Source organism: Comamonas sp. GW821-FHT11H03, assembly GCF_058807955.1.
On record NZ_JBXARF010000003.1, the window covers coordinates 124,397 to 150,862 of the forward strand.

Annotated in this window: 27 protein-coding genes; 16 read left to right on the plus strand and 11 right to left on the minus strand. The window is 61.6% G+C overall.

Annotation, left to right across the window (positions count from 1 at the left end; translation table 11 throughout):
* Window positions 1–124: 124 nt before the first annotated feature.
* From AC1RTQ_RS08915 to AC1RTQ_RS08925, 3 genes are all read right to left on the minus strand, one after another.
* Window positions 125–1,006 (minus strand): ABC transporter permease, encoded by an 882-nt coding sequence (locus AC1RTQ_RS08915; RefSeq protein ID WP_302090510.1) that lies wholly within the window; start codon window positions 1,004–1,006, stop codon window positions 125–127.
* Window positions 1,007–1,122: 116 nt separating this feature from the next.
* Entirely contained in the window at window positions 1,123–2,091 is a 969-nt protein-coding gene (locus tag AC1RTQ_RS08920; RefSeq protein WP_003054768.1) for an ABC transporter substrate-binding protein, read from the minus strand.
* A 541-nt stretch (window positions 2,092–2,632) separates the two neighbouring features.
* Window positions 2,633–4,336 carry an electron transfer flavoprotein-ubiquinone oxidoreductase gene (locus tag AC1RTQ_RS08925; RefSeq protein ID WP_492875062.1) on the minus strand — a complete coding sequence of 568 codons (1,704 nt, stop codon included), beginning with the start codon at window positions 4,334–4,336 and terminating at the stop codon, window positions 2,633–2,635.
* A 257-nt stretch (window positions 4,337–4,593) separates the two neighbouring features.
* Here AC1RTQ_RS08925 and AC1RTQ_RS08930 point away from each other — a divergent pair, with 257 nt between their 5' ends.
* The 6 genes from AC1RTQ_RS08930 to AC1RTQ_RS08955 all read left to right on the plus strand — a co-directional run bounded on the left by AC1RTQ_RS08930 (window position 4,594) and on the right by AC1RTQ_RS08955 (window position 10,747).
* Window positions 4,594–5,016 carry an acyl-CoA thioesterase gene (locus tag AC1RTQ_RS08930; RefSeq protein WP_114862637.1) on the plus strand — a complete coding sequence of 141 codons (423 nt, stop codon included), beginning with the start codon at window positions 4,594–4,596 and terminating at the stop codon, window positions 5,014–5,016.
* A gap of 309 nt (window positions 5,017–5,325) precedes the next feature.
* Window positions 5,326–6,621, plus strand: a complete 1,296-nt coding sequence (locus AC1RTQ_RS08935) for a dicarboxylate/amino acid:cation symporter (protein ID WP_492875063.1) — start codon at window positions 5,326–5,328, stop codon at window positions 6,619–6,621.
* Window positions 6,622–6,683: 62 nt separating this feature from the next.
* Window positions 6,684–8,546, plus strand: a complete 1,863-nt coding sequence (locus AC1RTQ_RS08940; RefSeq protein WP_492875064.1) for a sensor histidine kinase — start codon at window positions 6,684–6,686, stop codon at window positions 8,544–8,546.
* A gap of 13 nt (window positions 8,547–8,559) precedes the next feature.
* Window positions 8,560–9,882: a sigma-54-dependent transcriptional regulator gene (locus tag AC1RTQ_RS08945; RefSeq protein WP_304352094.1), complete on the plus strand. Its 1,323-nt coding sequence runs from the start codon at window positions 8,560–8,562 to the stop codon at window positions 9,880–9,882.
* 68 nt (window positions 9,883–9,950) lie between these two features.
* Window positions 9,951–10,361, plus strand: a complete 411-nt coding sequence (locus AC1RTQ_RS08950; RefSeq protein WP_492875461.1) for a DUF4166 domain-containing protein — start codon at window positions 9,951–9,953, stop codon at window positions 10,359–10,361.
* Complete coding sequence (locus AC1RTQ_RS08955; RefSeq protein WP_492875065.1) at window positions 10,358–10,747, plus strand: thiol-disulfide oxidoreductase DCC family protein; 390 nt, start codon at window positions 10,358–10,360, stop codon at window positions 10,745–10,747. The genes AC1RTQ_RS08950 and AC1RTQ_RS08955 overlap by 4 nt, the downstream gene beginning before the upstream one ends.
* 64 nt (window positions 10,748–10,811) lie before the next feature.
* Here AC1RTQ_RS08955 and AC1RTQ_RS08960 read toward each other — a convergent pair whose 3' ends face one another.
* Entirely contained in the window at window positions 10,812–11,384 is a 573-nt protein-coding gene (locus tag AC1RTQ_RS08960; RefSeq protein ID WP_492875066.1) for a hypothetical protein, read from the minus strand.
* Window positions 11,385–11,459: 75 nt separating this feature from the next.
* Between AC1RTQ_RS08960 and AC1RTQ_RS08965 the strand changes: the two genes are divergently transcribed.
* Window positions 11,460–12,938 carry an RtcB family protein gene (locus tag AC1RTQ_RS08965; protein ID WP_492875067.1) on the plus strand — a complete coding sequence of 493 codons (1,479 nt, stop codon included), beginning with the start codon at window positions 11,460–11,462 and terminating at the stop codon, window positions 12,936–12,938.
* On the opposite strand, the gene AC1RTQ_RS08970 is transcribed toward AC1RTQ_RS08965, so the two are convergent.
* The 6 genes from AC1RTQ_RS08970 to AC1RTQ_RS08995 all read right to left on the minus strand — a co-directional run bounded on the left by AC1RTQ_RS08970 (window position 12,928) and on the right by AC1RTQ_RS08995 (window position 16,905).
* Window positions 12,928–13,170, minus strand: coding sequence for a hypothetical protein (locus tag AC1RTQ_RS08970; protein WP_492875068.1), 243 nt, complete (start codon window positions 13,168–13,170; stop codon window positions 12,928–12,930). The two genes, AC1RTQ_RS08965 and AC1RTQ_RS08970, sit on opposite strands and share 11 nt — an antisense overlap.
* Window positions 13,171–13,515: 345 nt before the next feature.
* Window positions 13,516–14,103: an SRPBCC family protein gene (locus AC1RTQ_RS08975; RefSeq protein ID WP_492875069.1), complete on the minus strand. Its 588-nt coding sequence runs from the start codon at window positions 14,101–14,103 to the stop codon at window positions 13,516–13,518.
* Window positions 14,100–14,822, minus strand: a complete 723-nt coding sequence (locus AC1RTQ_RS08980; protein WP_492875070.1) for a YceI family protein — start codon at window positions 14,820–14,822, stop codon at window positions 14,100–14,102. Before AC1RTQ_RS08980 ends, AC1RTQ_RS08975 begins: the two co-directional genes overlap by 4 nt.
* Window positions 14,819–15,382: a YceI family protein gene (locus AC1RTQ_RS08985; protein ID WP_492875071.1), complete on the minus strand. Its 564-nt coding sequence runs from the start codon at window positions 15,380–15,382 to the stop codon at window positions 14,819–14,821. Before AC1RTQ_RS08985 ends, AC1RTQ_RS08980 begins: the two co-directional genes overlap by 4 nt.
* A gap of 116 nt (window positions 15,383–15,498) precedes the next feature.
* A complete protein-coding gene (locus AC1RTQ_RS08990) occupies window positions 15,499–16,080 on the minus strand; it encodes a peroxidase-related enzyme (RefSeq protein ID WP_302090525.1) in 582 nt (193 codons plus the stop codon).
* A 141-nt stretch (window positions 16,081–16,221) separates the two neighbouring features.
* Complete coding sequence (locus AC1RTQ_RS08995) at window positions 16,222–16,905, minus strand: LysE family translocator (protein ID WP_492875072.1); 684 nt, start codon at window positions 16,903–16,905, stop codon at window positions 16,222–16,224.
* A 175-nt stretch (window positions 16,906–17,080) separates the two neighbouring features.
* Here AC1RTQ_RS08995 and AC1RTQ_RS09000 point away from each other — a divergent pair, with 175 nt between their 5' ends.
* The 3 genes from AC1RTQ_RS09000 to AC1RTQ_RS09010 all read left to right on the plus strand — a co-directional run bounded on the left by AC1RTQ_RS09000 (window position 17,081) and on the right by AC1RTQ_RS09010 (window position 18,791).
* Window positions 17,081–17,980 carry a LysR substrate-binding domain-containing protein gene (locus AC1RTQ_RS09000; protein ID WP_492875073.1) on the plus strand — a complete coding sequence of 300 codons (900 nt, stop codon included), beginning with the start codon at window positions 17,081–17,083 and terminating at the stop codon, window positions 17,978–17,980.
* Window positions 17,981–18,069: 89 nt separating this feature from the next.
* The gene (locus AC1RTQ_RS09005; RefSeq protein WP_492875074.1) at window positions 18,070–18,558 is read left to right on the plus strand and encodes a DUF6882 domain-containing protein; all 489 of its coding nucleotides are present in this window, start codon (window positions 18,070–18,072) and stop codon (window positions 18,556–18,558) included.
* Between the two features lie 83 nt (window positions 18,559–18,641).
* The gene (locus AC1RTQ_RS09010) at window positions 18,642–18,791 is read left to right on the plus strand and encodes a hypothetical protein (protein ID WP_492875075.1); all 150 of its coding nucleotides are present in this window, start codon (window positions 18,642–18,644) and stop codon (window positions 18,789–18,791) included.
* A gap of 21 nt (window positions 18,792–18,812) precedes the next feature.
* Here the strand turns inward: AC1RTQ_RS09010 and AC1RTQ_RS09015 are convergent, their stop codons facing one another.
* Window positions 18,813–19,430: an IMPACT family protein gene (locus AC1RTQ_RS09015; RefSeq protein ID WP_492875076.1), complete on the minus strand. Its 618-nt coding sequence runs from the start codon at window positions 19,428–19,430 to the stop codon at window positions 18,813–18,815.
* Window positions 19,431–19,617: 187 nt separating this feature from the next.
* Between AC1RTQ_RS09015 and AC1RTQ_RS09020 the strand changes: the two genes are divergently transcribed.
* The 6 genes from AC1RTQ_RS09020 to AC1RTQ_RS09045 all read left to right on the plus strand — a co-directional run bounded on the left by AC1RTQ_RS09020 (window position 19,618) and on the right by AC1RTQ_RS09045 (window position 26,402).
* The gene (locus tag AC1RTQ_RS09020) at window positions 19,618–19,785 is read left to right on the plus strand and encodes a hypothetical protein (RefSeq protein ID WP_492875077.1); all 168 of its coding nucleotides are present in this window, start codon (window positions 19,618–19,620) and stop codon (window positions 19,783–19,785) included.
* Window positions 19,786–19,914: 129 nt separating this feature from the next.
* On the plus strand, window positions 19,915–20,799 hold the full coding sequence (locus AC1RTQ_RS09025) for a helix-turn-helix transcriptional regulator (RefSeq protein ID WP_492875078.1): 885 nt from the start codon (window positions 19,915–19,917) through the stop codon (window positions 20,797–20,799).
* Between the two features lie 186 nt (window positions 20,800–20,985).
* The gene (locus AC1RTQ_RS09030; RefSeq protein ID WP_492875079.1) at window positions 20,986–22,683 is read left to right on the plus strand and encodes an FAD-dependent monooxygenase; all 1,698 of its coding nucleotides are present in this window, start codon (window positions 20,986–20,988) and stop codon (window positions 22,681–22,683) included.
* Between the two features lie 12 nt (window positions 22,684–22,695).
* Window positions 22,696–22,884: a DUF2783 domain-containing protein gene (locus AC1RTQ_RS09035; protein ID WP_034366832.1), complete on the plus strand. Its 189-nt coding sequence runs from the start codon at window positions 22,696–22,698 to the stop codon at window positions 22,882–22,884.
* A gap of 215 nt (window positions 22,885–23,099) precedes the next feature.
* Complete coding sequence (locus AC1RTQ_RS09040; protein WP_492875080.1) at window positions 23,100–23,639, plus strand: PepSY domain-containing protein; 540 nt, start codon at window positions 23,100–23,102, stop codon at window positions 23,637–23,639.
* A gap of 237 nt (window positions 23,640–23,876) precedes the next feature.
* A complete protein-coding gene (locus AC1RTQ_RS09045) occupies window positions 23,877–26,402 on the plus strand; it encodes a YgiQ family radical SAM protein (RefSeq protein WP_492875081.1) in 2,526 nt (841 codons plus the stop codon).
* Window positions 26,403–26,466 lie beyond the last annotated feature (64 nt).

Here is a 26,466-nt window from a genome sequence, read left to right on the forward strand (position 1 = left end):
GATCAGTCACTGAGGGCGCAGCATTTGTGAGTGCTGCAGTTCCTTGGCGAGAGGGCCCGCAGGGGCCGCCCCGCAGCAAAGGCCATCGTCCCCCTTGGGGGACGCGGCAAAGCCGCTCAGGGGGTTACTTTCTCTTCAGCTTTTTCTTGATTTGCGGAATCACCAGTGCGATGGTCACCAGCACTGCCGTCACCAGATTCAAATCCTGTGCCTTCAGGCCGATGGCATCGATATTGAGGGCCGCTGCGATGAAGAAGCGGTAGACCACGGCGCCAAGCACCACGGCCAGCGTGGCCCAGATGATCTTGCGCGAGGGCAGGATGGTCTCGCCCACGATCACGGCCGCCAGACCGATGACGATGGTGCCGATGCCCATGGAGATGTCGGAGCCGCCCTGCGTCTGCACGAACAGCGCTCCGGCCAGACCGACCAGGCCGTTGGAAATTGCCATGCCCAGCAGAATCATGGCACCAGTGTTGACGCCCTGAGCGCGGGCCATGCGGGCATTGGAGCCCGTGGCACGGATGGCCAGACCGCGTTCGGTGGCAAAGAACCAGTCCAGAGCCAGCTTGGCCGCGATGACAAAGCCCAGCATGATCAGGGGGCGCATCACGTAGTCTTCAATGTTCGCCGGCTGCAGCATGGTGAACAGTGTGGGCTCGTTGATCAGCGGCACATTGGGGCCGCCCATGATGCGCAGATTGACCGAGTACAGGCCGATCATCATCAGGATGGAGGCCAGCAGGTCCATGATCTTGAGCTTGACGTTGAGCCAGCCTGTGATGAACCCGGCCACGGCTCCGGCCGCTGTGCCGGCCAGCGTGGCCAGCCAGGGGTTGGTGCCCGTGGAAATCAGAATGGCGCATACCGCACCGCCGAGGGGGAAGCTGCCGTCGACCGTCAGATCGGGGAAACGCAGCAAGCGAAAGGAGATGAAGACGCCCAGCGCCACCAGGCTGAAGATCAGGCCAATTTCAATGGCACCGAGGATGGAAAATAGAGACATAGAGATAGCGACAGGCGCGGCAAACGTCTAAAAAAATCGGCAGGGCCATGTTGCCACGGCACCTGCCGCTGCGCTGGCACCGCCTGAGAGCGGCAGTGCTGGCGACAGGGATTGGATTACTTGACCACGGTCGCGGCGGACTTGATCAGCGCGTCGGACAGCTTCACGCCTTGCTTTTCGGCTGCGCCGGGGTTCACGAACAGTTCCATCTTGGTCGAGACTTCGGGCTTGATGTCGCCGGGCTTCTCGCCCTTGAGAATGCGCACCACCATGCGGCCGGTCTGCTCGCCCAGATCGCGGTAGTTGATGCCGTAGGCAGCCACAGCACCGCGCTTGACGGAGTCGGTGTCAGAAGCCACCAGAGGAATCTTGGCGTCCTGGCCAACCTTGACCAGCGATTCATAGGCCGACACCACGTTGTTGTCGGTGTTGGTGTAGATCACGTCCACCTTGCCAACCAACGAGCGTGCGGCGCTGGAGACGTCCACCGAGCGGGGAGCCGCAGCAGTCACCAGGGTCCAGCCCATCTTGGGCAGCAGGGCCTGCAGTTCCTTCACGACCACGGCGGAGTTGGCTTCACCGGGGTTGTAGACCATGCCGATGCGCTTGGCATTGGGCACGACCTGCTTGACCAGATCCATCTGCTTGTCCAGGGCCAGCAGGTCGGAAACGCCGGTCACATTGTTCTTGGAGGGCTCCCAGCTGGGGACCAGCTTCGCGGCCACGGGGTCGGTCACGGCGGAGAACACGACGGGCACGGTCTTGGTGGACGCGATCACGGCCTGAGCGGAGGGTGTGGCGATGGCGACGATGGCATCAGGCTTGTCACCCACGAACTTGCGGGCGATCTGGGCAGCGGTGCCGGTATTGCCCTGTGCGCTCTGGTATTGCCACTTCAGGGACTTGCCTTCTTCGTAGCCGGCTGCCTTAAGGGCGTCCTTGACGCCGTCGCGCACCGCATCCAGGGCGGGGTGTTCAACAATGGCGGTCACGGCCACGGACTTGGTATCGGCGGCATAGGCACCCGACATGGCGGAAATTGCCAGGGCCAGTGCGCCCATGCGGGCCAAGGACAGCTGCTTCATGTGTATCTCCAGCGTTTTGTGTGTTGCAGGTGAATTAAGACGGCAGTGCGTGATGCGCGTCGCCTCGCGGCAAAGTCTACTGCACCGATCCGGCTGTCTTCGTGATTGAGATAACCTTGTTTATCCCTATACGATGATCGCGAAAAAATGGCATGAAAGCTGCGCAAAGCGCTATTTGGCAGGAGTTAGTGTGTGTGGATGCAGGGCAATGGCGCGCAATATTGCGTTGAGCGGGTCCTGGTTTTGGTTTTGTCCCGCATTTTTCCTGCGCCTGATGCGATATGGGTAAGCATATTGGTGCAACTGCCTGTTTTTTGAACATTGCTCTTTCTGTGCGGGAGAGCGATCTTCATTGGTGGATTCGCGGCGGTTGCGGTGGCCTGAGTTTTTTCTGTGATGCTGCAAATTTGTGGGCATTTGGCAGCCTGCGTTGCTAAAAACATTCAGCCCATGAAAAAAGCCTGCGCAGCAATGGCTGGCGCAGGCTTTTGTGATGCAGCATCCGGAGCAGTTGCTGCGCCCGGATGCAATCGCGGAGGGATTACATACCTGAGTAGTTGGGGCCGCCGCCGCCTTCGGGTGTCACCCAGACGATGTTCTGTGTCGGGTCCTTGATGTCGCAGGTCTTGCAGTGCACACAGTTCTGTGCATTGATCTGCAGGCGCTGCTTGCCGGCATCGGCCGCGTCCTCCACGAACTCATACACGCCTGCGGGGCAGTAGCGTTGCTCGGGTCCGGCGAACTTGGTCAGGTTCACTGCGACAGGGACGCTGGCGTCCTTGAGCGTCAGGTGAGCCGGCTGGTTCTCGGCATGATTGGTGCTGCTGATGAAGACGCTGGAGAGGCGGTCGAAGGTCAGCTTGCCGTCGGGCTTGGGGTACTCGATGGGGGCGCACTCGGCGGCGGGCTTGAGATAGGCGTGGTCGGGCTTGTTGCGATGCAGCGTCCAGGGGATGTTGCCGCGCAGCACGAACTGCTCCAGCCCGTTCATCACGGTGGCCGTGGTCAGGCCCTTCTTGAACCAGGCCTTGAAGTTGCGCGCCTTCCACAGCTCTTCATAGAGCCAGCTGTTCTCGAACGCATAGGTATAGGCGGTCAGCTCGTCGCCCTGGCGACCGGCGACGATGGCGGCGTAGGCAGCTTCGGCTGCCAGCATGCCGGTCTTGATCGCGGCATGGCTGCCCTTGATTCGGCTGACATTGAGGAAGCCTGCTTCGCAGCCAACCAGTGCGCCGCCGGGGAAGACAAAGCGGGGCAGGCTGGAGATGCCGCCGGCCGTGATGGCACGGGCACCGTAGCTGATGCGCTTGGCGGGCTTGATGCCGTTGGCTTCGTCGCCTTCCAGGTAGTAGCGGATATTGGGATGGGTCTTCCAGCGCTGCATCTCCTCGAATGGAGACAGATAAGGGTTGGAGTAATCCAGACCGGTGATGAAGCCCAGCGTGACCAGATTGTCTTCCAGGTGATAGAGGAAGGCACCGCCGTAGGTGTCGCTCTTCATGGGCCAGCCTGCGGTGTGCAGCACCATGCCAGGCTTGTGACGCTTGGGGTCGATCTCCCAGAGTTCCTTGATGCCCAGACCGTAAGTCTGTGGGTCGCGGTTGGCGTCCAGGGAGTACTTGGCGATGATCTGCTTGCCCAGGTGGCCGCGCGCACCTTCGGCAAAGATGGTGTATTTGCCGTGCAGCTCCATGCCCAGCTGGAAGTCGCCCGTGGGCTCGCCTTCCTTGCTGATGCCCATATTGCCGGTGGCCACGCCCTTGACGGAGCCGTCTTCGTTGTAGAGCACTTCGGCTGCGGTGAAGCCGGGGAAGATTTCCACGCCCAGGGCTTCGGCCTGCTCTGCCAGCCACTTGGTGACAAAGCCCAGGCGAACGATGTAGTTGCCTTCGTTATGGAAGCACTTGGGCAGCAGCCAGTTGGGCGTGCGCAGGGAGCTCTTCTCGCCGAGGAAGACCATGGCGTCTTCGGTCACCGGCTGGTTCAGGGGGGCACCCTTTTCCTTCCAGTCGGGGATCAGCTCGGTCAGCGCGCGAGGATCCATGATTGCGCCAGACAGGGTGTGTGCGCCGGGCTCGGAGCCTTTTTCCAGCACGACTACGGAGACATCCTGACCTTTTTCGGCCGCCAGCTGCTTGAGGCGAATGGCAGTGGCCAGGCCGCCGGGGCCACCGCCCACCACGACCACGTCATATTCCATGGCCTCTCGCGGGCCGAACTGGGCCAGGATCTCTTCGTTTGTCATCGGGAAAGTCTCGCTTGATATTGGATTGGGAAAACTGGCGTGCACGGCCTTGGCAGGTGCGTCTGCAAAAACCGCGATGCGGGCGATTCTATGCTGACAGCTCGGCACGACCGTGCAGATTTGGCGACAGCGCATCAATCGGTGTTGCGACAAAGTCCATAGGCTAGTGATCGCCCCAGGGCGCGCCATCCCTCAAAGAAACTAGAACAAGGTGGTGATGCAGATGCAAACCTCGTTCAATCAGGAGACATACCGGCATGAAAATCGAGCTGCCCGAGCTGAAGAAGCAGGTCTATGAAACGCGCTTTCCCGTACGCTGGGGCGATATGGACGCCATGGGGCATGTCAACAACGCCCAGTACTTTCGCTACCTGGAAACTGCCCGTATCGACTGGATGCATGGCATGGGCCTGAATCCGGACCCCGCGGGGCAGGGGCCGGTCATCGTCAACGCCTTCTGCAATTTCTATCAGCAGCTTGCGTATCCGGATGAGGTGCTGCTCAAGATGTTTGTCAGCGATCCCGCACGCACGACCTTTGAGACCTGGGCCACCATGGAGCGTGTGACGCAGCCGGGAGTCATTTGTGCCGCTGGCGGAGGCACGGTGATCTGGGTGGATTTTCCCCGGCAGAAAGCCGCTGCGCTGCCGGACTGGATACGTTCAGCAGTCACGGCCTGAGTCCTGTTCGGAATTCCGTCAATTAGTTCGGATGCTGTCCGGAAATCCGATTGTTGTTATGCAAAAAAGTATTTTGAATATAAGCAAATCAAAGACTTGGAGGTGATTTTTTGGCTGGCACGGTATGTGCTTAAAGGACGGCACGCCGCTTCACTGCGGCTGACCAAGTGAGACTGGGGCAGGATCCAGCTGACGAAACCTCGGTTCCGTCGGCGGTCCGTCTCGGTTTGTTGTCGCTGCCGGAGTCCGGTGCCTGCATGGCCTGGATTCAGGCAGTGGCTCAAACAACGCATACCAAGATTCCAAAAAATGAAATCCAACCGCCTGACCATCATGGTTCTGCTGGCCATGGTTCTGGGTGTGGTTGTGGGCTATCTCGTCCACGCCAACGCCGCGACACCGGAGACAGCCAAAGACATTGCCGGCTATTTCGGCATTCTCACCGACGTATTTCTGCGCATGATCAAGATGATCATCGCGCCGCTGGTCTTTGCCACGCTGGTGGCGGGGCTGGCCAATATGGGCGATGCCGGCTCTGTGGGCCGCGTGGGTGGTCGTGCGCTGGGCTGGTTTATTGCGGCATCGTTCTGCTCGCTGTTTCTGGGTCTGGTTTTTGCCAATGTATTGCAGCCCGGCCACGGCCTGACGGTGGAGCTGCCCACGAATGCCGAGAGCCTGGGTCTGAAGACCGGTGCGCTGAATTTCAAGGATTTCATCACCCATGTCTTCCCCAAGAACATCTTCGAGGCCATGGCCACCAATGAGGTGTTGCAGATCCTGGTGTTTGCTCTGTTCTTCGGTATCGCTCTGGGCTACCTGAACCACCAGAAAAAGCACATGCTGGTCGATCTGATGGAGGAGACCTCGCATGTCATGCTGCGCGTGACCGAGTACGTGATGCGCTTTGCGCCCGTGGGCGTGTTCGGCTCTGTCGCCGGCACCATTGCCACCCACGGACTGGGCATGCTGCTGGTGTTCGGCAAGTTCCTGCTGGGCTTCTATATTGCACTGGCCGCGCTGTGGGTACTGCTCATCGGTGCCGGCTATCTGGTGCTGGGCAAGGATGTCTTCCGTCTGCTGTCGCTGATTCGCGGCCCGGTGCTGGTGGGCTTTTTCACGGCCAGCAGCGAATCGACGCTGCCCAAGCTGATGGAACAGCTGGACAAATTCGGCATCAAGCCGCGCATCACAGGCTTTGTGCTGCCTCTGGGTTACTCGTTCAACCTCGATGGCTCCATGATCTACACCACTTTCCTGGCCATCTTCATCGCTCAGGCCTACGGCATCGAGATGACACTGACGGCTCAGCTGACCATGCTGCTGGTGCTGATGATTTCCAGCAAGGGCATTGCCGGCGTGCCTCGTGCCTCGCTGGTGGTGGTTGCCGCCGTGCTGCCCATGTTCGGTTTGCCGGAAGCGGGCATTTTGCTGATTCTGGGCATCGACCACTTCCTGGACATGGGCCGTACATTGACCAACGTGCTGGGTAATGCCATTGCCACGGCCGTGGTTGCCAAATGGGAAGGCAGCGAAGAGCAGGAGTCCTGCGCAGAGCTGGCTGTCGAGCCACAGATGATGCCCGAGCCCATTCGCGTTCGAGCCTAATCTTTCCGTTGCCCGGATTCCTGTCCCCTGCGGTGCCGGGCGCTGCTACCATGGTTCGCACCATGTTAGCTGTCCTGCCCCCGCGCCTGCGTGCTGTTTTGCTGATCCTGCTCTGGCTGGCTGCAAGCAGCCTGGGCGGCTGGCTGGGCTATCAGGGCTTCGTCAAGATCGGTCTCGAGACCGTGGTGGCTGCCGGCAACAACCGCCTCGATCTCTATGCTGCCAGCCTGCGGCGCGAGATCGAAAAATATGCCTTTCTGCCCGATGTCGTGGCCTTGCAGCCCGAGATCCTGTCGCTGCTGCAATCGCCGGGCGACGAAAGACTGCAGTCTCGCGCCAATCTCTATCTGGAGGAGCTGAGCCGTCGTGCCGGCACCCTCAGCGTCTACATGCTCGATCACGACGGGCATGTGCTGGCCGCCAGCAATTGGCGCCGCGCCGACAGCTTTGTGGGCGAGAATCTCGGTTTCAGGCCCTATGTCCAGCAGGCATTGCGAGAGGGGCGCGGGCGCTACTTCGGCGTGGGCACCACGCGCGGCGAGCCCGGCTATTACCTGACCACGACCTTGGGGCAGGGCGAGATGCATGGCGTGGTGGTGGTCAAGGTCGGGCTGGCGCAGCTCGAACAGTCCTGGGCCAGTGCGGAGTCTCCGGTACTGGTCAGCGATGAAAATACAGTGGTCATCCTCAGCAACATGCCTGCCTGGCGCTTTGCCACCTTGCTGCCGCTGGATGAGGCAAGACGTGCCGAGCTGGAAGCTTCGCAGAAATACAACCGTCTGAACCTGCGGCCTCTGGGCTGGCGTGGCATGAGCAGCGTCACGGGCGTCAGGCAGGTGAGCATTCCCGATGTCAAGGACGCTGCAGCAGACCAGAGCGCTGGCCGTTTTCTGGCCCAGTCCAGACCTATGGCCGGCACGCCCTGGCAGATTACCGTGCTTTCCCCCTTGAGCGTTGCATTGCAGTTGGCGGCCAGTCGCGCCTGGGTGACGGGGGCGTTGATTGCGTTGATGCTTTTGCTGGGAGCTTTGCTGTACCAGCGGCGCAGACATGTGCGTGAGCAACTGGCGGCCCAGCAAGCTCTGAAACAGGCCAACGAGGTGCTGGAAAACAAGGTGCAGCAGCGCACAGCCGATCTGCAGAGTGCCAATGTGGCGCTGCAGCAGGAGGTGATGGAGCGCATGCAGGCCGAGACCACGCTGCGCGCGGCGCAGGACGAGTTGGTACAGGCCGGCAAACTGGCCGTCATCGGTCAGCTCTCCACGGAAGTGGCCCATGAGCTCAATCAGCCCCTGGCGGCCTTGCGGGCGCTGGCCGGCAACAGTCAGCGCTTTTTGGAACGCGGTCACAGCGAGATGGTGCAAAGCAATTTGCAGCGCATGGCCGAGCTGACCGAGCGTATGGGGCGTATTACCGGGCAATTGCGCAACTTTGCCCGCAAGTCTGCCGGCCAGCCCGAGCCGGTTGAACTGGCCAAGGTGGTCGATGGCGCTCTGTCCCTCATGGAGCCGCGCATTGCCCAAAGCGGCGTCATGATCTTGCGCCAGCCCTCGGATCTCGAGTTGAGCGCCTGGTGCGATGCCAATCGCGTGCAGCAGGTGTTGATCAATCTGTTGAGCAATGCGCTGGACGCCGTGCAGGGTGGCAATACGCGGTGCGTGGAAATTGCCTGCAAGCGTTGCGGCTCCTGGGCGCAGATCACGGTGCGCGACCACGGTCCTGGACTCAGCGATCAGGTGCAAGCGCGACTGTTCGAGCCTTTTTTCACCACCAAGCCCGAGGGGCTGGGTTTGGGCCTGGGCCTGCCTCTGTCGGCCGAGATCGCCCAGGCCGCAGGCGGCAGCCTGACGGGCGGCAACCATCCGGAAGGCGGGGCCATCTTCACGCTGAGCCTGCCCTTGGTGGATACTCGGCCGCTGTCCTGATTGCCTGCAGCCCATGAACCCTTCCCTCAAAGTCCTGATCGTTGAAGACGATGCCGATGTCGCCATGGCCTGCGAGCAGACCATGCGCCTCGAAGGTCTGGACTGCGTCTGCGTGAGCAGTGCCGAGCAGGCGCAAAAGCACCTGTCCCCGGATTTTGCCGGCATCGTAGTCAGCGACATCCGCTTGCCGCAGATGAGCGGCCTTGGGCTGCTGGCAGCCGTGCGCGTGCTGGACGCCGAGCTGCCCGTGATTCTCATCACCGGGCATGGCGATATCTCCATGGCCGTGCAAGCCATGAAGGATGGCGCTGCCGATTTTCTGGAAAAGCCGTTTGCGCCCGAACGCCTTGTGGAAGCCGTGCGCCGTGCGCTGGAGCGCCGTCGCCTGGTGCTGGAGGTGCGCAGCCTGCGCCAGCAGCTGCAAAGCCGGGATGTGTTGCAGCACCAGTTGCTCGGGCGTTCGCTGCCCATGCAGCAGTTGCGCAGCACATTGCAAAGCCTTGCGGCCAGCGAGGCCGATGTGCTGATCTGGGGGGAAACGGGCACCGGCAAGGAAAGAGTCGCGCGCAGCCTGCATGAATCCAGCCGGCGCAAGAGCGGCAATTTTGTCGCCATCAACTGCGGCGGCCTGCCGGAGACGCTGTTTGACAGCGAAATGTTCGGCAGCGAGGCCGGGGCCTTTACCGGCGCGGGCAAAAAGCGCATCGGCAAGATCGAACATGCCAGCGGCGGCACCTTGTTTCTCGACGAGATCGAAAGCATGCCCCTGGCCATGCAGGCCAAGCTGCTGCGCGTGCTGCAGGAAAGAGTGCTGGAGCGTCTGGGCTCGAACACGCTCATTGCCGTCGACTGCCGTGTGATTGCTGCAACCAAGGTCGATTTGCTGGAGCTCAGCCGTCAGGGCCTGTTTCGCTCCGATCTTTACTACCGCCTCAATGTGGTGACCGTGAACCTGCCCCCGCTGCGCGAGCGCCGCGAGGATGTTGCGCTGCTGTTCGAGCATTTCGCGTTGCAGGCCGCCGCCCGCCACCAGCGGCCCGTGGCCGAGCTGACGCCGCAGCGTCTGCAGGCGCTGATTGCCCACGACTGGCCAGGCAATGTGCGCGAGCTGCGCAACACGGCCGAGCGCATCACGCTGGGGCTGGATGCCGGCCTGTCCCCGTCCGGTACGGCGCCCGAGGCGGCGACTTCGCTGGCGGCAACCATGGAGTCCATTGAGCGCTCCCTGATTTCCGAAGCCTTGCGCAACAACGAAGGCAGCTTGACGCGCACGGCCCAGGCGCTGCACACCCCCAAGACCACGCTGCACGACAAGATTCGCAAGTACGGACTGTGACCGGGCCATGAACGCGGCGGAGCAGGCTCGCCGTTGCCAGGCTTGCCAGGCAAAGCGGTTTGCACATCGTGGTGGCAGGGCGCTCGGCCTCTGCAGCGCTGGGCACTCCACGCGCCGCTGGCGAGGGGACGATTCATTTCGAACTGCGGGCCAGTCCCGAGGCGGAAACCTGGATCCGCAGTTTCCCCTCGCAGCTCATGCGCTCAACCATGCAGTTGCACAATGGCCAGCTGATCGAGCGCCTTGGCCCGGCGCGACTGTGCTTTGCCTTGCAGGCCGTGGATGGACGGCTTCTCATGCGACTGCAGCGTCTGTATTTTCTGGGCTTCCCATGCCCGGGCTGGCTTGCACCGCGCATCGTGGCCGAAGAAACCGGTGCCGGGGAGCATATGCAATTTCATGTCGAAGCGGCCGTCCCCCTGATTGGCGTGGTGGCCAGTTATCGTGGCTATCTTTTGCTGCCCGAGGAAAAAGCATGATTGTGGTCTTTGATGGGCAATGTCTGCTGTGCAATGGCTGGGTTCAGTTCTTGCTCAAGCACGACAAGCAGGGCATTTTTCGGTTCGCCGACATACAGGGCGAGGTCGGCGGCAAGCTGTTGGCCGATGCAGGCTTGCGCATGGAAGGTCTTCAGACCATGCTGCTGGTGGACGGCCAGCGCTCCTGGCAGCACACGGATGCCATTTTGCGCGTGCTGCACGCACTGGGCTGGCCGTGGCGAATGACAGCGGTGATCAGGTTGATACCCGCTGCATTGCGCGATGCGCTCTACCGCATGATCGCCAGAAACCGCTATCACTGGTTTGGCAAAAGCGAACAGTGCATGATGCCGGAGCCTGCTATGGCTGAGCGCTTTCTGGACTGAATTCCGAATCCAAAGCGGTATCGCTCAGCGAGCATGGGGATCAATGCCATTGATGGATCCGCAATCAGGCATGCTCTGGCGGCATGGGCGCAGTATTCAATAGGGCTTGGTACTTTTTCTGCAGCTCGCCAAAGCGTTGCAGTGTCGGCAGCGCAGCCTGCATCTTCAACGCCTTGTGCAGCAGCGGCAGCAGCTGCCCGCCGAGATTGTTCAATGACTGGCTTGCCTCGTGAAAGCAGGCTTCGCCTTTTTCATCTTCGTAGTACAACTGCTCCAGTTCGAGCCAGCCCGTGTAATAGCCGTAGTCAAAGAACTCCTGAAAGTTCTCGGCAATCACCCAGCTCAATTCGTTCACGCAGGGCAGTGTCATGACGATGGGGCAGACGCTATCGGGCAGGCGCTCATCGACCAGATAGCTGTAATGAACGCTGTCGCAGCCCGTGGTCGCAAACGTCATCACATTGTGCGGCGTGCACCAACCGATGTAACTGGGTACGGGGGGGATCTCCAGCCGCAGGCCGCAGTCCCCAAAAACGGTTTCGGGCGGCAGGCCGAACTGCGGGCCTATGGCTGCAGCCGCGTCATACAAAGTCTGCAGTGGTGCAGGAATCTGAAATGACCGAATTGCATTGCGCATTGCAGCATATTAGCAACGCCGGTTAGGCGGCCCGACGCTTACTCATTAGAATACGCCGCTTATCAGTCCTTCTTGATGCTGCTGCTCGAAGGTGCGTTGCATCTCCCAGATTCGGAGATGCGCTGTTGCGTACCTATTTTTCTCAGCATCATGCCGCATTCTTCCGGGAAGCTTTCCCGACTGCAAAAAGCTCTGTCACGTCAGGGCATCCAGGTCTCCTACCGAGACAATATCTATCAAATCCATAACGAGCAGGCCGCAGCCACCATTTTGCTGCCCGACAGTCTGCCGCTGGAGCACAAAGCCGTTCGTCAACTGCTGGACTTCGCTTCGGTTGCCGACCCGCAAGGCCATGGCGCGGTCTGCAAAGCCTGTGCCACGCCGGACTTTCACCCCGGCAGCATTGCGCCCGTGGGGGCGGTGGTGGCCACGTCGCCAGACTTCGTGATTCCTGCGGCCATCGGCACAGACATCAATTGCGGCATACGCCTGCTGAGCACGGGCCTGACGCAGGCGCAGGCCGAGCTGCACAAAAGCACCATCGTTCAGCGGCTGACCCGCGTCATCTTGCAGAACGGGCGCGATGTACCCGTGCGCAGCGCAGGCTTCAAGGCGCTGTTTGATGAGGGCCCCCAGGCCTTTATTGAACAGTTGCCTGACGTGGGTCTATGGCAAGGCGTGAACCGCGACCGCCTGCAAGCCGAACTGGCCGAGTGCGTGGGCCTGCAAGGCTTTGCGGGACAGAGTCGCTACGCGCCTGAAGCCCTGTTGCAGGCGCGCGAGCTGCTGCGCCCGCCGTCTGCCGCAGACCTGGGAAGCGGTAACCACTTTCTGGAGTTCTGCGTGGTCGAGGAAGTCTACGACCGTCATGCCGCCTATGCCGCGGGGCTCAAGAAGGGCGATGTCACGGTGATGATCCACACTGGCTCGCGTGATGTCGGCTTTTATGTCGGCCGCCGCTGGATGGAGCTGGCCAGGCAGCAATGGCCGCAAGGCATCAAGCACCCTCAGCATGGTCTGTATGGCCTGAGCGGCGCGCTGGCGCAGGATTATCTGCAAGCGATGGGCGTGGCTGCGCGCTACGCGTGGTTCAACCGCATGGCGCTGGCGGAGTTGGTGCGCAAAGAGCTGGCAGGCATTGCCGCGCCCGATGCATCGCGCCTGATTGTGGATGTGCCCCACAACGTGGTGATGACCGAGGGCGAGTTCAACGTGCACCGCAAGGGCTCCACTCCCGCGCATGACGGCCAGTGGGCGCTGATTCCGGGCTCGATGGGCGACTACTCCTTCCTCGTCAAAGGTTTGGGTCATGAAGACTGGCTGCGGTCCTGCAGCCATGGCGCGGGCCGCCAGGTGCGCAGACAGGACACGCGGCGCATGAAGCAGCCGCTGCTCGAGTCCGTCTGGCAATGCATCACCTTGCGTGAAGAGCGGCTGATCGAAGAGGCGCCCAGCGCCTACAAACCCGTAGGGCCGGTGCTGCAGGCGCAGGAAGAGGCGGGGCTGATTCGTGCGAGTGTGCGGTTGAAGCCCTGGTTGACTTTCAAGGCTTGAGGTTGAAGTTGCTGCCAGCGCCTGATGGCCAAGTGCTGGCAGCAAGGCTGTTTGACCAATCGCGAGTTCTTGGAAGATGGAGCGCAATCGATACGTGGCAGACAATCAGATCAATGCTTAAAACCGTCACGCCATAGCCTTGTCTGTCACAGGCATCCATGCGCAAGCTCTTGCCCTTGCCGGATGGAGCGTTTCTGTCGCCACAAACGGTCACGCTCTCGTCGGATGCCATCGGGGTAGCCTCGGTTCGGGGAGACACGATACTGCCGTGGTCAGGAGTGCTGGCGCTTGCCGAAGATGACGTGAACGACTATCTGTTCATCGACGCGATGCAGGCTCTGCTACTGCCCAGAGCGGCCATTGCCAACATGGCTGCAGAGTTCGAGCAATTTACGCGCCATCTCAGGGCCTCTGCATTTTTAAGTCTGTCTTCCTGCAGATGCTCGAGCATTCATGACGGCAACCCGAGGCACAGGGGCCAGGCTTGCATGCGTCCAATACCGTCCCGCGCGACATGCAGCGTCGGCTGCAATTGAAGTGAAACGGTGGCCCAACTGATCGTTGCAGCGGCCTGCCGCTAATTTTCTGGTATCTGCCTGTGCTCCTGAGGCGTCAAGGCCTCGCGTCGCTGGATTTCGTCCACCAGTGCCCTGAACTGGCGTTTCAGCAATTGGCGCATTACCGGTTTGCCGATCAGCGGCGGGATAGAGAAAGCGGGGACCATGCGAGCGCTGTAGGCCAAGCGTACCCGGCCGTTGGCTTGGGTTTGCAGGGTATAGCTGCCGTTCATCTGCTTGAGATTGCCGCCGATCGCATGAGCGGCGATGCGCTGCTGCGGCCATTCGGTCACAGCCAGTCTGACCTCGATTGCCTGGCGAAAGAACAGAAACCCCAGATTGCCTTTTTGCTCCAGCAGCACCTGATTGCCGTCGCGTTGGAGCACGCGCGAGCTTTGGATATCCGGCACAAAGTCGGCCAGATGGTCGTAGTCGGAGATCACGCTCCAGGCCGTGGCCAGCCTGACTTGCATGACGGCCGAGGCGTTCACCGTCAATGCCTCGTTCTGTTCGGTAGTCTCTATGCGCAGCTCTTGTGCCGAGACCTGCACACTGCCGCAGAGCATGGTCAGAGCTGCGCCGCAGGCACCCACAAGCGCTGCTCTCATGACCGGGATTCCTGCTTCAAAGGTGGTCCGGCGCGCACTTCGAAGTTCAACTCGAGCCTGTCGCGGACCTGGATTGCACCGCCCAGGATGGACAAAGGCGTGATGCCAAAACTCGATTGATCGATGCTCAGCGAGCCGCTGATATGGAGTTCGCCTGGCGTCCTCCTGATCAGGGCCGGTACGCTCAGGCTGCGTGTGACGCCGTGAAGAGTGAGTTCCAGGGCCAGCAGTACATCGCCGTCTGCTTGCGGGGACGCATGTGCCTGGATCAGTGCAAACGGATGGATCGAGGTTTGCAGCAGCTTGTTCAGCATATTGGCTCGGGTCGCTTCAATATCGGCAGCGCTGGGCTGGGTGTCCAGGGCCGCCTTGGCGCGCAGAGCGGATTCGTCAACCGATAGCCTGTCCAGCGCCACATAAAGATCGGCGCGGCCAAGCTGGGGGGCCACATAGCCTTGCAGTTCATGGCTGGCAATCACATGGTCGTGCCCTAGTTTTGCCAAAGCGCCAGCACGTCGAACGGTGATTGAGACCAGAGAATGCGAGGAATCAATCGGAAGCACCGACTGGCCCCGTGCGGCAGCATCGGCATAGAAGGCCGCAGGAAAGTCCGCAGGCCTTGCCGTTGGGCCGGGAGGCTGCGCTGGCTCTATGCCTGGTTGCGAGCAACCCGCGATCAGAGCCAACAGGACTGCAATCAGCGGTCTGCGCAATGTCATGGCAACTCGCGCAACTGGACACGGAATCTCACTGTCACGGCGTCTCCCACGGCATCGCTGCTCTTCCACTCTCCTGTGCCGATATCAAATATCGAGCGGCGGGTAACGAATTCGCCTTCCATGCGGCGTTCCTCGGGCTTCCAGCTGAATGGCAGCACAAGCGGCTGTCTGCGGCCTTTGAGCTCCAGGGTTCCACGTGCCAGGTAACGGGCTGCGCCGGGGGCGTCAAGAATCTCGCGGGCATCAAAGACCGCCTCGGGATAACGCACAAAGTCAAACCAGTCCTTGCCGGCAATGGCCTGGTTGATGTCCGGATTGGCCATATCGGCGCTGCTGATGCGAATGCTGACATTCAGCTTGTTGCTGCCTGGCTTTTGAGGGTCGAAATCAAAGCGAACCCGGAAGTCCTTGAACACTCCGGTGACCGGCGTTTGCTCGAAAGTGGCGGTGAACTCCAGTCTGTTGTCGCCACCGGGCTTGAGCTCCCACGAGGTGGCATGAGCCGCAGTGGCACAGAGCGTGGTGAGCAGGGCGGCGAGGTAGCAAACGGCTTTTTGCATCTGGATGACCTCCGGCAAACAGCGTTTTGCCGGGGTGGCCGCTGCTGTGCAAGGGATGATGCGTCATTGCGATGCAAGTTGCATCGATTGCCGCCCATGAGTTACTGCTTGTTGCTTCAGGCTTTTTTCTCGCGCGGCACCCGGCCCATCAGATAGAACTCGGGATTGGGCTGCATGCCCGCGAAGCTGGCCATCCGGTTGGACAGTCCGAAGAAGGCGGTGATGGCCGCAATGTCCCAGATATCCTCGTCGTCAAAGCCGTGAGGGTACAAGGCTTCGTAGTCGGCATCGTCGATCTCGGCGCTGTGCAGACAGACCTTCATGGCAAAGTCCAGCATGGCCCGCTCGCGCGCGCTGATGTCGGCCTTGCGGTAATTGACCGCCACCTGGTCGGCAATCAGCGGCTTTTTCTCATAGATGCGCAAGATGGCGCCATGAGCCACCACGCAATACAGGCACTGATTGGCAGCGCTGGTGGCGGTGACGATCATTTCGCGCTCGCCCTTGCTGAGACTGCCGTCCTCCTTGAGCATCAGCGCATCGTGGTAGGCAAAGAAGGCGCGCCACTCGGCCGGCCGGCGAGCAAAGGCCAGAAAAACATTGGGAACAAAGCCCGACTTTTGCTGTACCTCGGCGATGCGTTGCTTGATGTCTTCAGGCAGGCGGCTCAGATCGGGAAAGGGGTAGCGGCTTTTCATGGTGCTTGTCTCCTTTGGAGTTTTGCTGATAGGTACCAACCATGGCAAGCATGGCACGGGTGAGCGCTCCAAAGCTGTCGTTTGCGTTGCAGATGCTGCTATTGCGGTCTTGCGGCCATTGGGCTTGTCGGGCTTTTCCTATCAGATGCCGGCATTCATCAGATTCGACGTGGCCGGTGTGCCGGTGGTGATCAGCAGCAGGCCCAGGACGAGCAACACGCAGCCCAGACTGCGATCTACCCAGGGGCGTATGGCTTGCACCTTGGGCTGGAGCACCGGTGCCGAGAAAAAGCAGGCTACCAGCGCAAACCACAGTACGTGGGCCATGGCGACGAAAAGGCCGTAGGCCAACTGGGTGGGCATGGGCACGGCAGGGCCGACAATTTGCATGAACAGGCTGAGGATGAACAGCGCTGTCTTGGGATTGAGTGCATTGGTCAGAAAGCCCAGGACAAAAAGCGAGCGGCCTGGCGCATGGCCTTTGAGTGCATTGCGCTGGCCTGGCTCGGCACTGGATCGGGACTCTGGCCGATCCCCATTTGCACAGCTGGCGCCGCGCCACAGAGAGATTCCGAGCCATACCAGATAGGCTGCGCCCGCATATTTGAGCAGATTGAAAAGCCAGGGCAGGCGTTGCAGGACCATGCCCAGTCCCAGCAGGGTGTAGGCCACATGGACCAGAACGCCACAGCCGATGCCCAGCGCCACCCAGAGACCCGCACGGCGCGATTCCATCAGGCTGGTGCGGGTGACCATGGCGAAATCGGCGCCGGGGCTGATGACGGCGAGAGAGGTAACGAGAATCACGGTGGGCCAGGAGTTCATACAGTGAATTGGTTGAGTTCAAATATCTGTTTGTGAGATGGCTCTGTTGCACGAGAATGGCAAACAGTGCTCTACAGCTGTGAACTCTAGGGCGATCAAAGTTTTTTGAATAACGATGATTTCTCAAGAAAATAGTGATTCAAACTCACCTATTTCCGCTGGCGGCCCACAACGAATGCCTTCGCTGGTCGCTTTGCGCTGTTTTGAAGCGGCAGCGCGGCTGGAGAGCTTCAGCCGCGCGGCCGATGAGCTGCACCTGACCCATGGAGCCATCAGTCGCGCGGTGCGCTCGGTGGAGGAAGAGTTGGGGGTGCAGCTGTTTGAGCGCCGCAATCGCCGTGTGTTTCTCAATGCCGCAGGCCGCTTGTTGTTCGATGGCGTCCATGCCGGGCTGACGCAGATGGCGCGCGCGGCAGAAGCGGTGCGTCGGCAGGTGGCTGGCAGGCCGTTGCTGCTGTCGTGCGAGCCCACGCTGCTGATGCGCTGGCTGATTCCGCGCTGGGGCGACTTCCAGGCGCGCTACCCGCAGCACACCGTGCATCTGGTTGCAGGCGGCGGTGCCGTGGAATGGGGGCGCGGCATCGATCTGGCCATTCGGCGCAACGACTTTGACTGGGGTCGCAATGTCCAAATGCAGCCCTTGTGCGCAGAGCGCATGGGGCCGGTCTGCCACCCGGACAGTCTGGCGCAGTTCTTTGCGTTGCAGTCCGATGGCGGTCTGGCGCTTCGTGGCGATGCAACGCGCTTGCACAGCAAGACACGACCCAAGGCATGGGAGGATTGGTGGAAAACCCCGCCAAATCAGCCTCCCACCCAGATCCGGCAGGCGCAAGCAGGAGGTGATCTGGTGCTTGAGCATTTCTACCTGAGCTTGCAGGCGGCAGCAGCGGGCCTGGGCGTGGCCATGGGCCCGCAACTGCTGGTGCAGGACGATATCGCTGCCGGCCGGCTGGTGGCTCCACTGGGCTTTGTGCCAGATGGCTCGCACTACTGCCTGCTGGCCGTACAGAGTTGGGGGGCGGACTCGGTGCAGCAGCTTCTGGCCGACTGGATAGCGCAGCAGATGAAGAGCTGAACGCAAGTCGACGGGGCATGGGGTTCCGGGCCCGGGCATGCCCGCTTCTTGCCTGACAATGCGGTCTGTTGAAAAGCAATGGATACGCGATGAGCAACGACGCACAAACCACCGACTGGGCTGCCTGGAGCCGTGAGGCCGTTGAAATGATGCAGGCCCGCAATGCTAAATGGCCTCTGGAATTTGGCTTGCAGGGCAGCCCCGGCTACCGCTGGGATCTCGACCGCGCCCTGCTGGCGCTTGAAGCCCCGCTGCATAAGGTGATTGCCACGGTCTGCCTGGTGGGCACCAGCAGCGAGCAGGACGGCAGCTTTGTCTGGAGCTGGGCCAACGAAGCCATTCCCAAGCAGCATGGCCAGGCGCTGGAAGTCGTGCATGAGTTCGGCCGCCAGAATCAGCTGGCATTGCTGACCACGGCCCGGATTCCCGGCGGCCGTCCCGAGGGCATGGAGTGCATGTGCATTGCCGCCCGCCTGCAGCGCGCCGTAGGTACCTTCATCGACCAGAAGGGCGATGTGACCCTGTATTTCACCTTGCTGCACATGCAGGTGGCGGTCGAGCAGCAGCCGGCCAACTGAGGGCCGCAGAAAAGATGGTTGACAGAATGCCAGCGGGATCGCCTATAGACTGCCACCCCGGAAAATCAGAAAAGGTTCAACCCATGAAAATCATGCTTGCGCTGGCTGCGACCCTGTGGGTGCTCAGCGGCTGCGCGGTCTACGATGGCCGCGGCGGGTATTACGACGATGGCTACAAAAAGCCTCATCCCCATGGCTGCCCTCCGGGCCAGGCCAAAAAAGGCAATTGCTGAAATGGCCGCGAAGAAACCCGCTCAGGCGGGTTTTTTTGCGTCTTGAAGTTCGTCGGGCTTGAGCCAGCCAATGCGACCCTGGCCGCTTTCATTGAGGGCACTGACGAACTGGGCGGCATCGGCCTCGGGCATCTGCAGTGTGAAGCGAACCAGAGAGCCGTGATCGACCTCCAGCAGCGCCGCACCCGCCGTGTCGGCCATGCGTCGCACCAGACCTTCCAGCGGATAGGGGACCGTGCACTGCAAGGTCTGCATGCGTTGAATGGCGACTTTTTCGGCCTGCAGCAAGGCCTGTGCCACGGCGTCGGTGTAGGCGCGCACCAGTCCGCCGGCACCGAGCTTGACCCCGCCAAAGTAGCGCACCACGGTGGCCAGCACACCCTCCAGGTCCTGATGGCGCAGCACATCAAGCATGGGGCGACCGGCCGTTCCACTGGGCTCGCCGTCGTCCACGGCGGCCGATTGACCGCCTGCCAGCAGGGCCCAGCAGATATGGGCGGCGCCCGGGTGCTCGCGCCACAGTGCATCCACTACGGCCTGCGCGCTGGAGCGATCCGTCATCGGCTGCACGCAGCCGATAAAGCGGCTTTTCTTGATGATGAGTTCACTGGTGACAGGAGCGCGAAGGGTCTGAGGCATAGCGGCGGCAGCATAACCGCAAAGTCGGGGCCGGGCCGCGTTGCGATGCATGGGCCGGGTGGCGGCAGTTGTGACATATCCATGACATGACGACGCGGCTTGTGGGGATTGCTCGACAGTGTCGTTAAGCCAATTCCTACAAGTTCGGCCAGCCTCGCGCCTTAAGCTTTGCGCAAAGGAGGCCGCCATGAACCATCCGCATCCACAGCCCCTGAGCGAACATACTTTTGGCCGCGAGCATTTCACGCCGCCTCCGCTGGCGCAGGAGCTGGCAGAGCCCCAGGCCCTGCAGGCTGCGGCGCCCGAAGACGAATGGGAGCTGCTGCAGCGCATACGCAGCGTGGGCGAGTGGTAGGGCGCCAGGGGCCGACCGCATTTTCTGCCTCTAGCCAAACCGGCCAAACCGGCCAGACCGGCTGCTCCTGAAAGGGAGAGCCGGTTTTTCCTGTGCGCGGCCGCGCTGCAGCGGCGAAAATTGCAGCCCATGACTGCTTGCTCCGCGCCGTTTCCCGATTCTTCGCACTGGATGCTGCTGCCGCCTGCCGCCCAGGCAGCGCAGCTACCCGTGGCCCTGGCCGATGTGACGGCCATGATGGAAAGAGTGGGGCGCAGCAGCAGCGACGCCGTGGCCGAGCAGATCTTGCAGCTGCTGGGACGTCATGTGCCGCTGGCCCAATGCACGATCTTTTCCTTCCAGGGCATGGCCAGGCCGCGCGTGGTGGGCATGGGAGACAGGGCGCGCACAGGGGCGCTGCCCATGATCTCCCAGGATTACAGCGAGCGCTTCTATCTGCTCGACGGTTCGCAGCGTGTGATGCAGGCCGAGCTGGCACGTCTTGCCAGGGATGCGCATGCCAAGCCGCGAGTCTGGCTGCATCGCCAGGGGCCGCGTGATGTGCAGCATCCCGAATACCGCCATGTCTGCTATGAGCTGCCGCGCATTGCCGAGCGGCTGTCGCTGCTGATGCTGCAGGAAAACGCGCGCTGGCTTTCCGTGAACCTGTACCGCGGCGAGGAGCATGGCTGCTTCGACGCTGTGGCCATTGCCCGGATCGAGGCCTTCGCGCCGCTGGTCATGCAGGCCATGCGTCTGCATTACGCGGGGCAGGCGCTGCAGGACGACCTGGTCGGGCTGGTGCTTGCGCGACTGGCGCGGCGCTTCGAGCAGCTGACGCCGCGCGACCTCGATGTGGTGCGGGCACTGGCCCAGGGCCTGGATGCCGATTCGCTGGCGCAGCGCCTGGGCATTACCGTCAGCAGCGCGCGCACCTATGTCAAACGCGTCTGCGCCAAGCTGGGCGTGCAGGGGCAGCGTGAGCTGTTTGCGCTGCTGATGGAGCCCGCCGACGGTGTCGATGGTCAACTTTGATAGCTTCTATCGATTGATGGGTAAGGGATAGAGGCTGATTTCATTGAAAATTTAGCCCGTATAGGCTTGTCTCCATCTGGTGACATCGCCGTTGGTCTGCTTTTCTACACTGCATTGCAAGCCAGACCGCAAAGGGGATGAAAGCGCACCGGTTTGACCACACAGCGCCCCCCAGGAGACAAGAACATGCATCAGCCCTATGCCGAGCCACGCCGCTCCATCTACTACCAGTACCAGGTGCACCAGCCCTGGCTTGCCTCCCGGCATCCGGGCGAGCAAAACCACCCCATCGTCATCGTCGGCACTGGCCCCGTGGGTCTGACCACGGCGCTGGAGATTGCCCGCCACGGCCAGCGCTGCGTGGTGCTCGAGTCCGAGCTGCAGGTGTCCGAAGGAAGCCGCGCCATTGTGTTCACGCGCCGCTCCATGGAAATCCTGCAGCAAGTGGGCGTGGCCCAGCGTGTGACGGAGACCGGACTGCCCTGGTGCTACGGCAACAGCATCTACCGCGGCCAGCGTGTGTTTCGCATGGAAAACGCGCGTGCCGACGATGACCGCTTCTTTCCCATGATCAATCTGCAGCAGCAGTACCTGGAGGAATACCTGGTCGATGCAGTGCAGGCCAACCCGCTGATCGAGCTGCGTTGGGGCAACCGCGTGAACAAGGTCGAGCAAAAGGGCGAGCAGGCATGGTTGGAGGTGGACACCCCTGAAGGCAGCTACGAGTTGCGGGCCGACTGGCTGGTGGCCTGCGACGGCGCGCGCTCGGGGATTCGCACCGGCATGAATCTGCTGATGGAAGGCGCTTCCTACGAAGGCCGCTTCGTCATTGCGGACATCCGCATCGACTTGCCTTTGCCCACCGAGCGTCTCGCATTCTTCGATCCCGCATGGAACCCGGGCAACACCATCCTCATGCACCGCGAGCCGCATGGCATCTGGCGCGTGGACTACCAGCTGCCTGCCGGCGAAGACCCCGAGGATGCGCTCAGGCCCGAGTCGCTGAAGGCGCGCATCGATGCGCAGTTGGAGATGATCGGCTTTGGCGGCACGCCCTGGGAGATGGACTGGAGCTCCGTCTACTCGGCCCGTGCGCTGACCCTGCCCGAGTATGTGCATGGCCGCGTGATCTTTGCGGGCGATGCCGCCCATATGTTGCCCATCTTCGGCGTGCGCGGCGCCAACACCGGTTTTCAGGATGCTCAGGGCCTGGGCTGGCGTCTGGCACTCGTTGCCAAGGGCGCGGCCAGCGCCGCGCTGCTGCAAAGCTACAGCAGCGAGCGCGTGGGCGCGGCCCGCGAGATTGTGGAGGAGGCCGGCAAGAGCACGCGTTTCATGGCACCGCCCAGCAGAGGCTTCAGGCTGCTGCGCGACGCCGTGCTGTCCCTGTCGCTGAGCCAGTCCTTTGTCGGCCCGCTCTACCACTGGCGCACCTCGCGCCCGCATGAGTATGGCAACTCGCCGCTCAACAGCATGGGCGACGACAATCTGCTGTTCAAGGCCGGCCCCGGCCATGGCGCGCCGCCTCTGAACGTGCGCTTTGCGCCGGACAGCTATCTGCTCGACCATCTGGGCGGTGGCTTCGATCTGCTGTATTTCACGAGCGGCAAGGCGATTGCTGCCCAACTGCAGGCGGTCGTGGCCGGCGTCAGAGCTCGCGGCGTTGCTGTGCGCCTGGTCGCCGTCAGCAGCCACGCTGCAAGCGCTATCGAAGGTGCCGATCTGGTGCTTGATGACAGCGAAGGCCGCTGCCGCGCCCGCTATGGCGTGATGGCCGATGGCGCTGCCTACCTGCTGCGCCCCGATCAGCATGTCTGTGCGCGCTGGATGGCGCTGGACGCCAATCGTTTGCAAGCCGCATTCAAAGCAGCCTTGCCCGCCTGAGGAGAGATTCAAATGACGCAAACCACTCTTGATATCGCAGGTCTGGAGACCGTGTACGACCTGCTGGCTGGCGCCATTGATGCCGTGGGCGCGGAAAAGTCCGAGCTGCTGCTGGTCAAGCTGGCGCTGCTGGCCGCCAATCAGCTCGGTGATGCCCGCCAGTTTGGCGAAATGATTGCGGCGGCCCAGCAAGATCTGTAAGCAAAAGGCCTGTCCGTGGCAGTCATCCCGGCCCGCCCGGACCTGGTTCTGGCGGGTTTTCTGTGCGCTGATTCACGGATTTCATAGCGGATAATCTTTGCCTATCAATAGTTTGAGATAGATTTTCTGCAAGTCGATATGGCTTGATATCCGACAAGGCCGCGCCACGGATTCGAGGCAGACTGGAGCCATTGCCACTGTAGGAGGATTGGTCCATGAGATTGCATCCCAGCACCTTGCTGCTATCTGCAGCCCTGAGCCTGAGTGGATTGAGTGCGACTTCGGCCCTGGCCAAGTCGGCTGCCGAATGGCTGGCCTTGACAGGTGCCGTGCAGATCGGCTTGAGTCAGGCCGTCGAAAAAGCCCAGGCCGTAGCTCCCGGAAAAGCGATCGATGTCGAGCTGGAAGAGGGCAAGAAGGGCGCTGCGCCTTATTACTCGGTCACCCTGATCTCACCCGTGAATGAGGAAATCAAGCTGCGCGTGAATGCCAGCACGGGCGATGCAGCGGTGGAGGAGAACAAGGGCCGGGCCGAGGGCAAGCATGTCAAGCGCCTGGCCGATGCCCGGATCACGCTGGTGCAGGCCGTCGATGCAGCTATTGCCGCCTTGCCCGGCAAGCCGCTGGAGGCCCAGCTGGATTCGGACTGGGGCAAGACCAGCTACAAGGTCAAGATGCTGCGCGCCGATCAGACGGTCATGAAGCTCAGGCTGGACCCTGCCACCGGCGCTGTGACGAGGCAGGAGAAAGACTGAGTCGGCGCGTTATCTGGATTCTGGTGCTATGAAGAAATGAGTATCTAGCGCTTGCCCATAATAGGTTTAAGACATGTTTGATGTTGAATTCCTTTTGTGGAATGCGCTAGGTGCTATGAGTTTCAGAGTTCCAGCCATGTTTTCGCAAGACCTTGCACGTGCAAGGCTGAGGGCGGAAAAGTACACTGGCCGGTTCTTTCTCCGCATAGGCCATGAGGCCATATAAAGCCCATCCACATGAACGCCCCGGTTGATGTCTCCTTTTTCCATCGCGATGCCAAACCGCTGACCAGCTACAAGCCGTACTGGGCCAAGCGCTTCGGCCCGGCGCCGTTCCTGCCCATGAGCCGTGCGGAGATGGATCAGCTCGGCTGGGACAGCTGCGACATCATTCTGGTCACGGGCGACGCCTATGTCGATCACCCCAGCTTCGGCATGGCGGTCATCGGCCGGGTGCTGGAGGCGCAAGGCTTTCGCGTGGGCATCATCGCCCAGCCCGACTGGACCAGCGCCGAGGCCTTCAAGGCCCTGGGCAAGCCCAATCTGTTTTGGGGCGTGACGGCTGGCAACATGGACTCGATGATCAACCGTTACACGGCTGATCGCAAGATTCGCAGTGACGACGCCTATACCCCCGGTGATGTGGCCGGCAAGCGCCCCGATCGCGCGGCCATCGTCTACTGCCAGCGCTGCCGCGAGGCCTACAAGGATGTGCCGATCGTGCTGGGCGGCATCGAGGGCTCGCTGCGTCGCATTGCCCACTACGACTACTGGAGCGACAAGGTGCGCCGCTCCATCGTGGTGGACAGCAAGTGCGACATCCTGCTCTACGGCAATGCCGAGCGCGCCCTGGTCGAGGTGGCCCACCGCATCGCGGCGCGCGAGCCGGTGGAGCAGATCACCGATGTGCGCGGCACTTCGTTCTTTCGCCGTGCTTCGGAGGAGGGCTGGTTCGAGGTCGACTCCACCACGGTGGACGAGCCCGGCGAGGTCGAGCCCCATATCAACCCCTATATGACGACCAGCGAGCAGGCCGAGGCCCAGGGCCAGAGCTGCTCCAAGGAAGATGCTGCGAAATCAGGCGCTGACAGCACAGCTGCGGCCTGTGGCAGCGGTGCAAATGATGCCAAATCCGTGGCATCGGTACAGCCGATTGCGGCCCAGCCCATCCAGTTCGTGCCCAATCTCTCGCTGCGCAGCAAGTCCAAGCTGCCTGCGCGCGATCGCACCGTGCTGCGCCTGCCCAGCTACGAAGAGGTCAAGAGCGATCCGATTCTGTACGCGCACGCCAATCGCGTGCTGCACCTGGAAACCAACCCCGGCAACGCGCGCGCGCTGGTGCAGGCTCACGGAGAGGGGACCACGGCCCGCGATGTGTGGATGAATCCGCCGCCCATTCCTCTTACAACGGCCGAGATGGACTGGGTCTTCGGCCTGCCGTACGCGCGCAGCCCGCACCCTGCCTATGCCGACGAAAGCGGCAGCCATGAGGGAGCCACCAAGATTCCTGCCTGGGAGATGATTCGCACCTCGGTGAACATCATGCGCGGCTGCTTCGGCGGCTGCACCTTCTGCTCCATCACCGAGCACGAGGGCCGCATCATCCAGAGCCGCTCGGAAGATTCCATCATCCAGGAGCTCGAAGAGATCCGCGACAAGGTCAAGGGCTTTACCGGCACCATCTCCGACCTGGGCGGACCCACGGCCAATATGTACCGCCTGGGCTGCAAGAGTCCGCAGATCGAAGCGGCCTGCCGCAAGCCCAGCTGTGTCTTCCCCGGCATCTGCCAGAACCTGCACACCGACCACGGGCCGCTGATCAAGATCTACCGCCGCGCGCGCAAGCTGCCAGGCATCAAGAAGATTCTGATCGGCTCCGGCCTGCGCTACGACCTGGCCGTCAAGTCGCCCGAGTATGTCAAGGAGCTGGTCCAGCACCATGTGGGCGGCTATCTCAAGATCGCCCCCGAGCATACCGAGCAAGGCCCGCTGACCAAGATGATGAAGCCGGGCATCGGCAGCTATGACAAGTTCAAGCAGCTGTTCGAGAAGTTCAGCGAGGAAGCCGGCAAGAAGCAGTTTCTGATTCCCTACTTCATTGCCGCCCACCCCGGCACCAGCGATGAAGACATGATGAATCTGGCCATCTGGCTCAAGAAGAACGGCTTCCGTGCCGATCAGGTGCAGACCTTCTACCCGAGCCCCATGGCCACGGCCACGGCCATGTACCACAGCGGTCGCAACACGCTGACCAAGGTGCGCCGTCAGATGCGGGACGAGGCCGAAGAGCGCGTAGATATCGTGCGCGGTGAAAAGCGCCGCCGTCTGCACAAGGCTTTCCTGCGCTATCACGACCCGAACAATTGGCCGCTGCTGCGCGAGGCGCTCAAAACCATGGGACGCGCCGATCTGATCGGCAACGGCAAGCAGCACCTGATCCCGACCTTCCAGCCTCTGGTCGACGGTAGCTATCAGAGTGCCCGCAAGAAAAACAGCACCTCGTCAAAGGCGGGTGGCGGCATCGGCTACACCACCAACAAGGATGGCAAGGCCGTGGCCGTGCGACGCCGCAGCGAAGAGGCGAGCCTGGAGCCCAAGGGCGATGTGCGCTTTCGCAGCAGCCAGCCGCAACCGGGCAAGCTGCTGACCCAGCATACCGGCCTGCCGCCGCGCGCGGGTGTGACTGGCAAGGCCAAGCCCGGCTTCAAGACTGCGGCGAGACCCGCCAAGCCAGCGGGCCAGGGTTCGCGCAAGTCCCGTTGATGGCATCAGCCTGATTGCAGTCAAAAAAACGACGCTTGATGCGTCGTTTTTTGTGTGGATATGC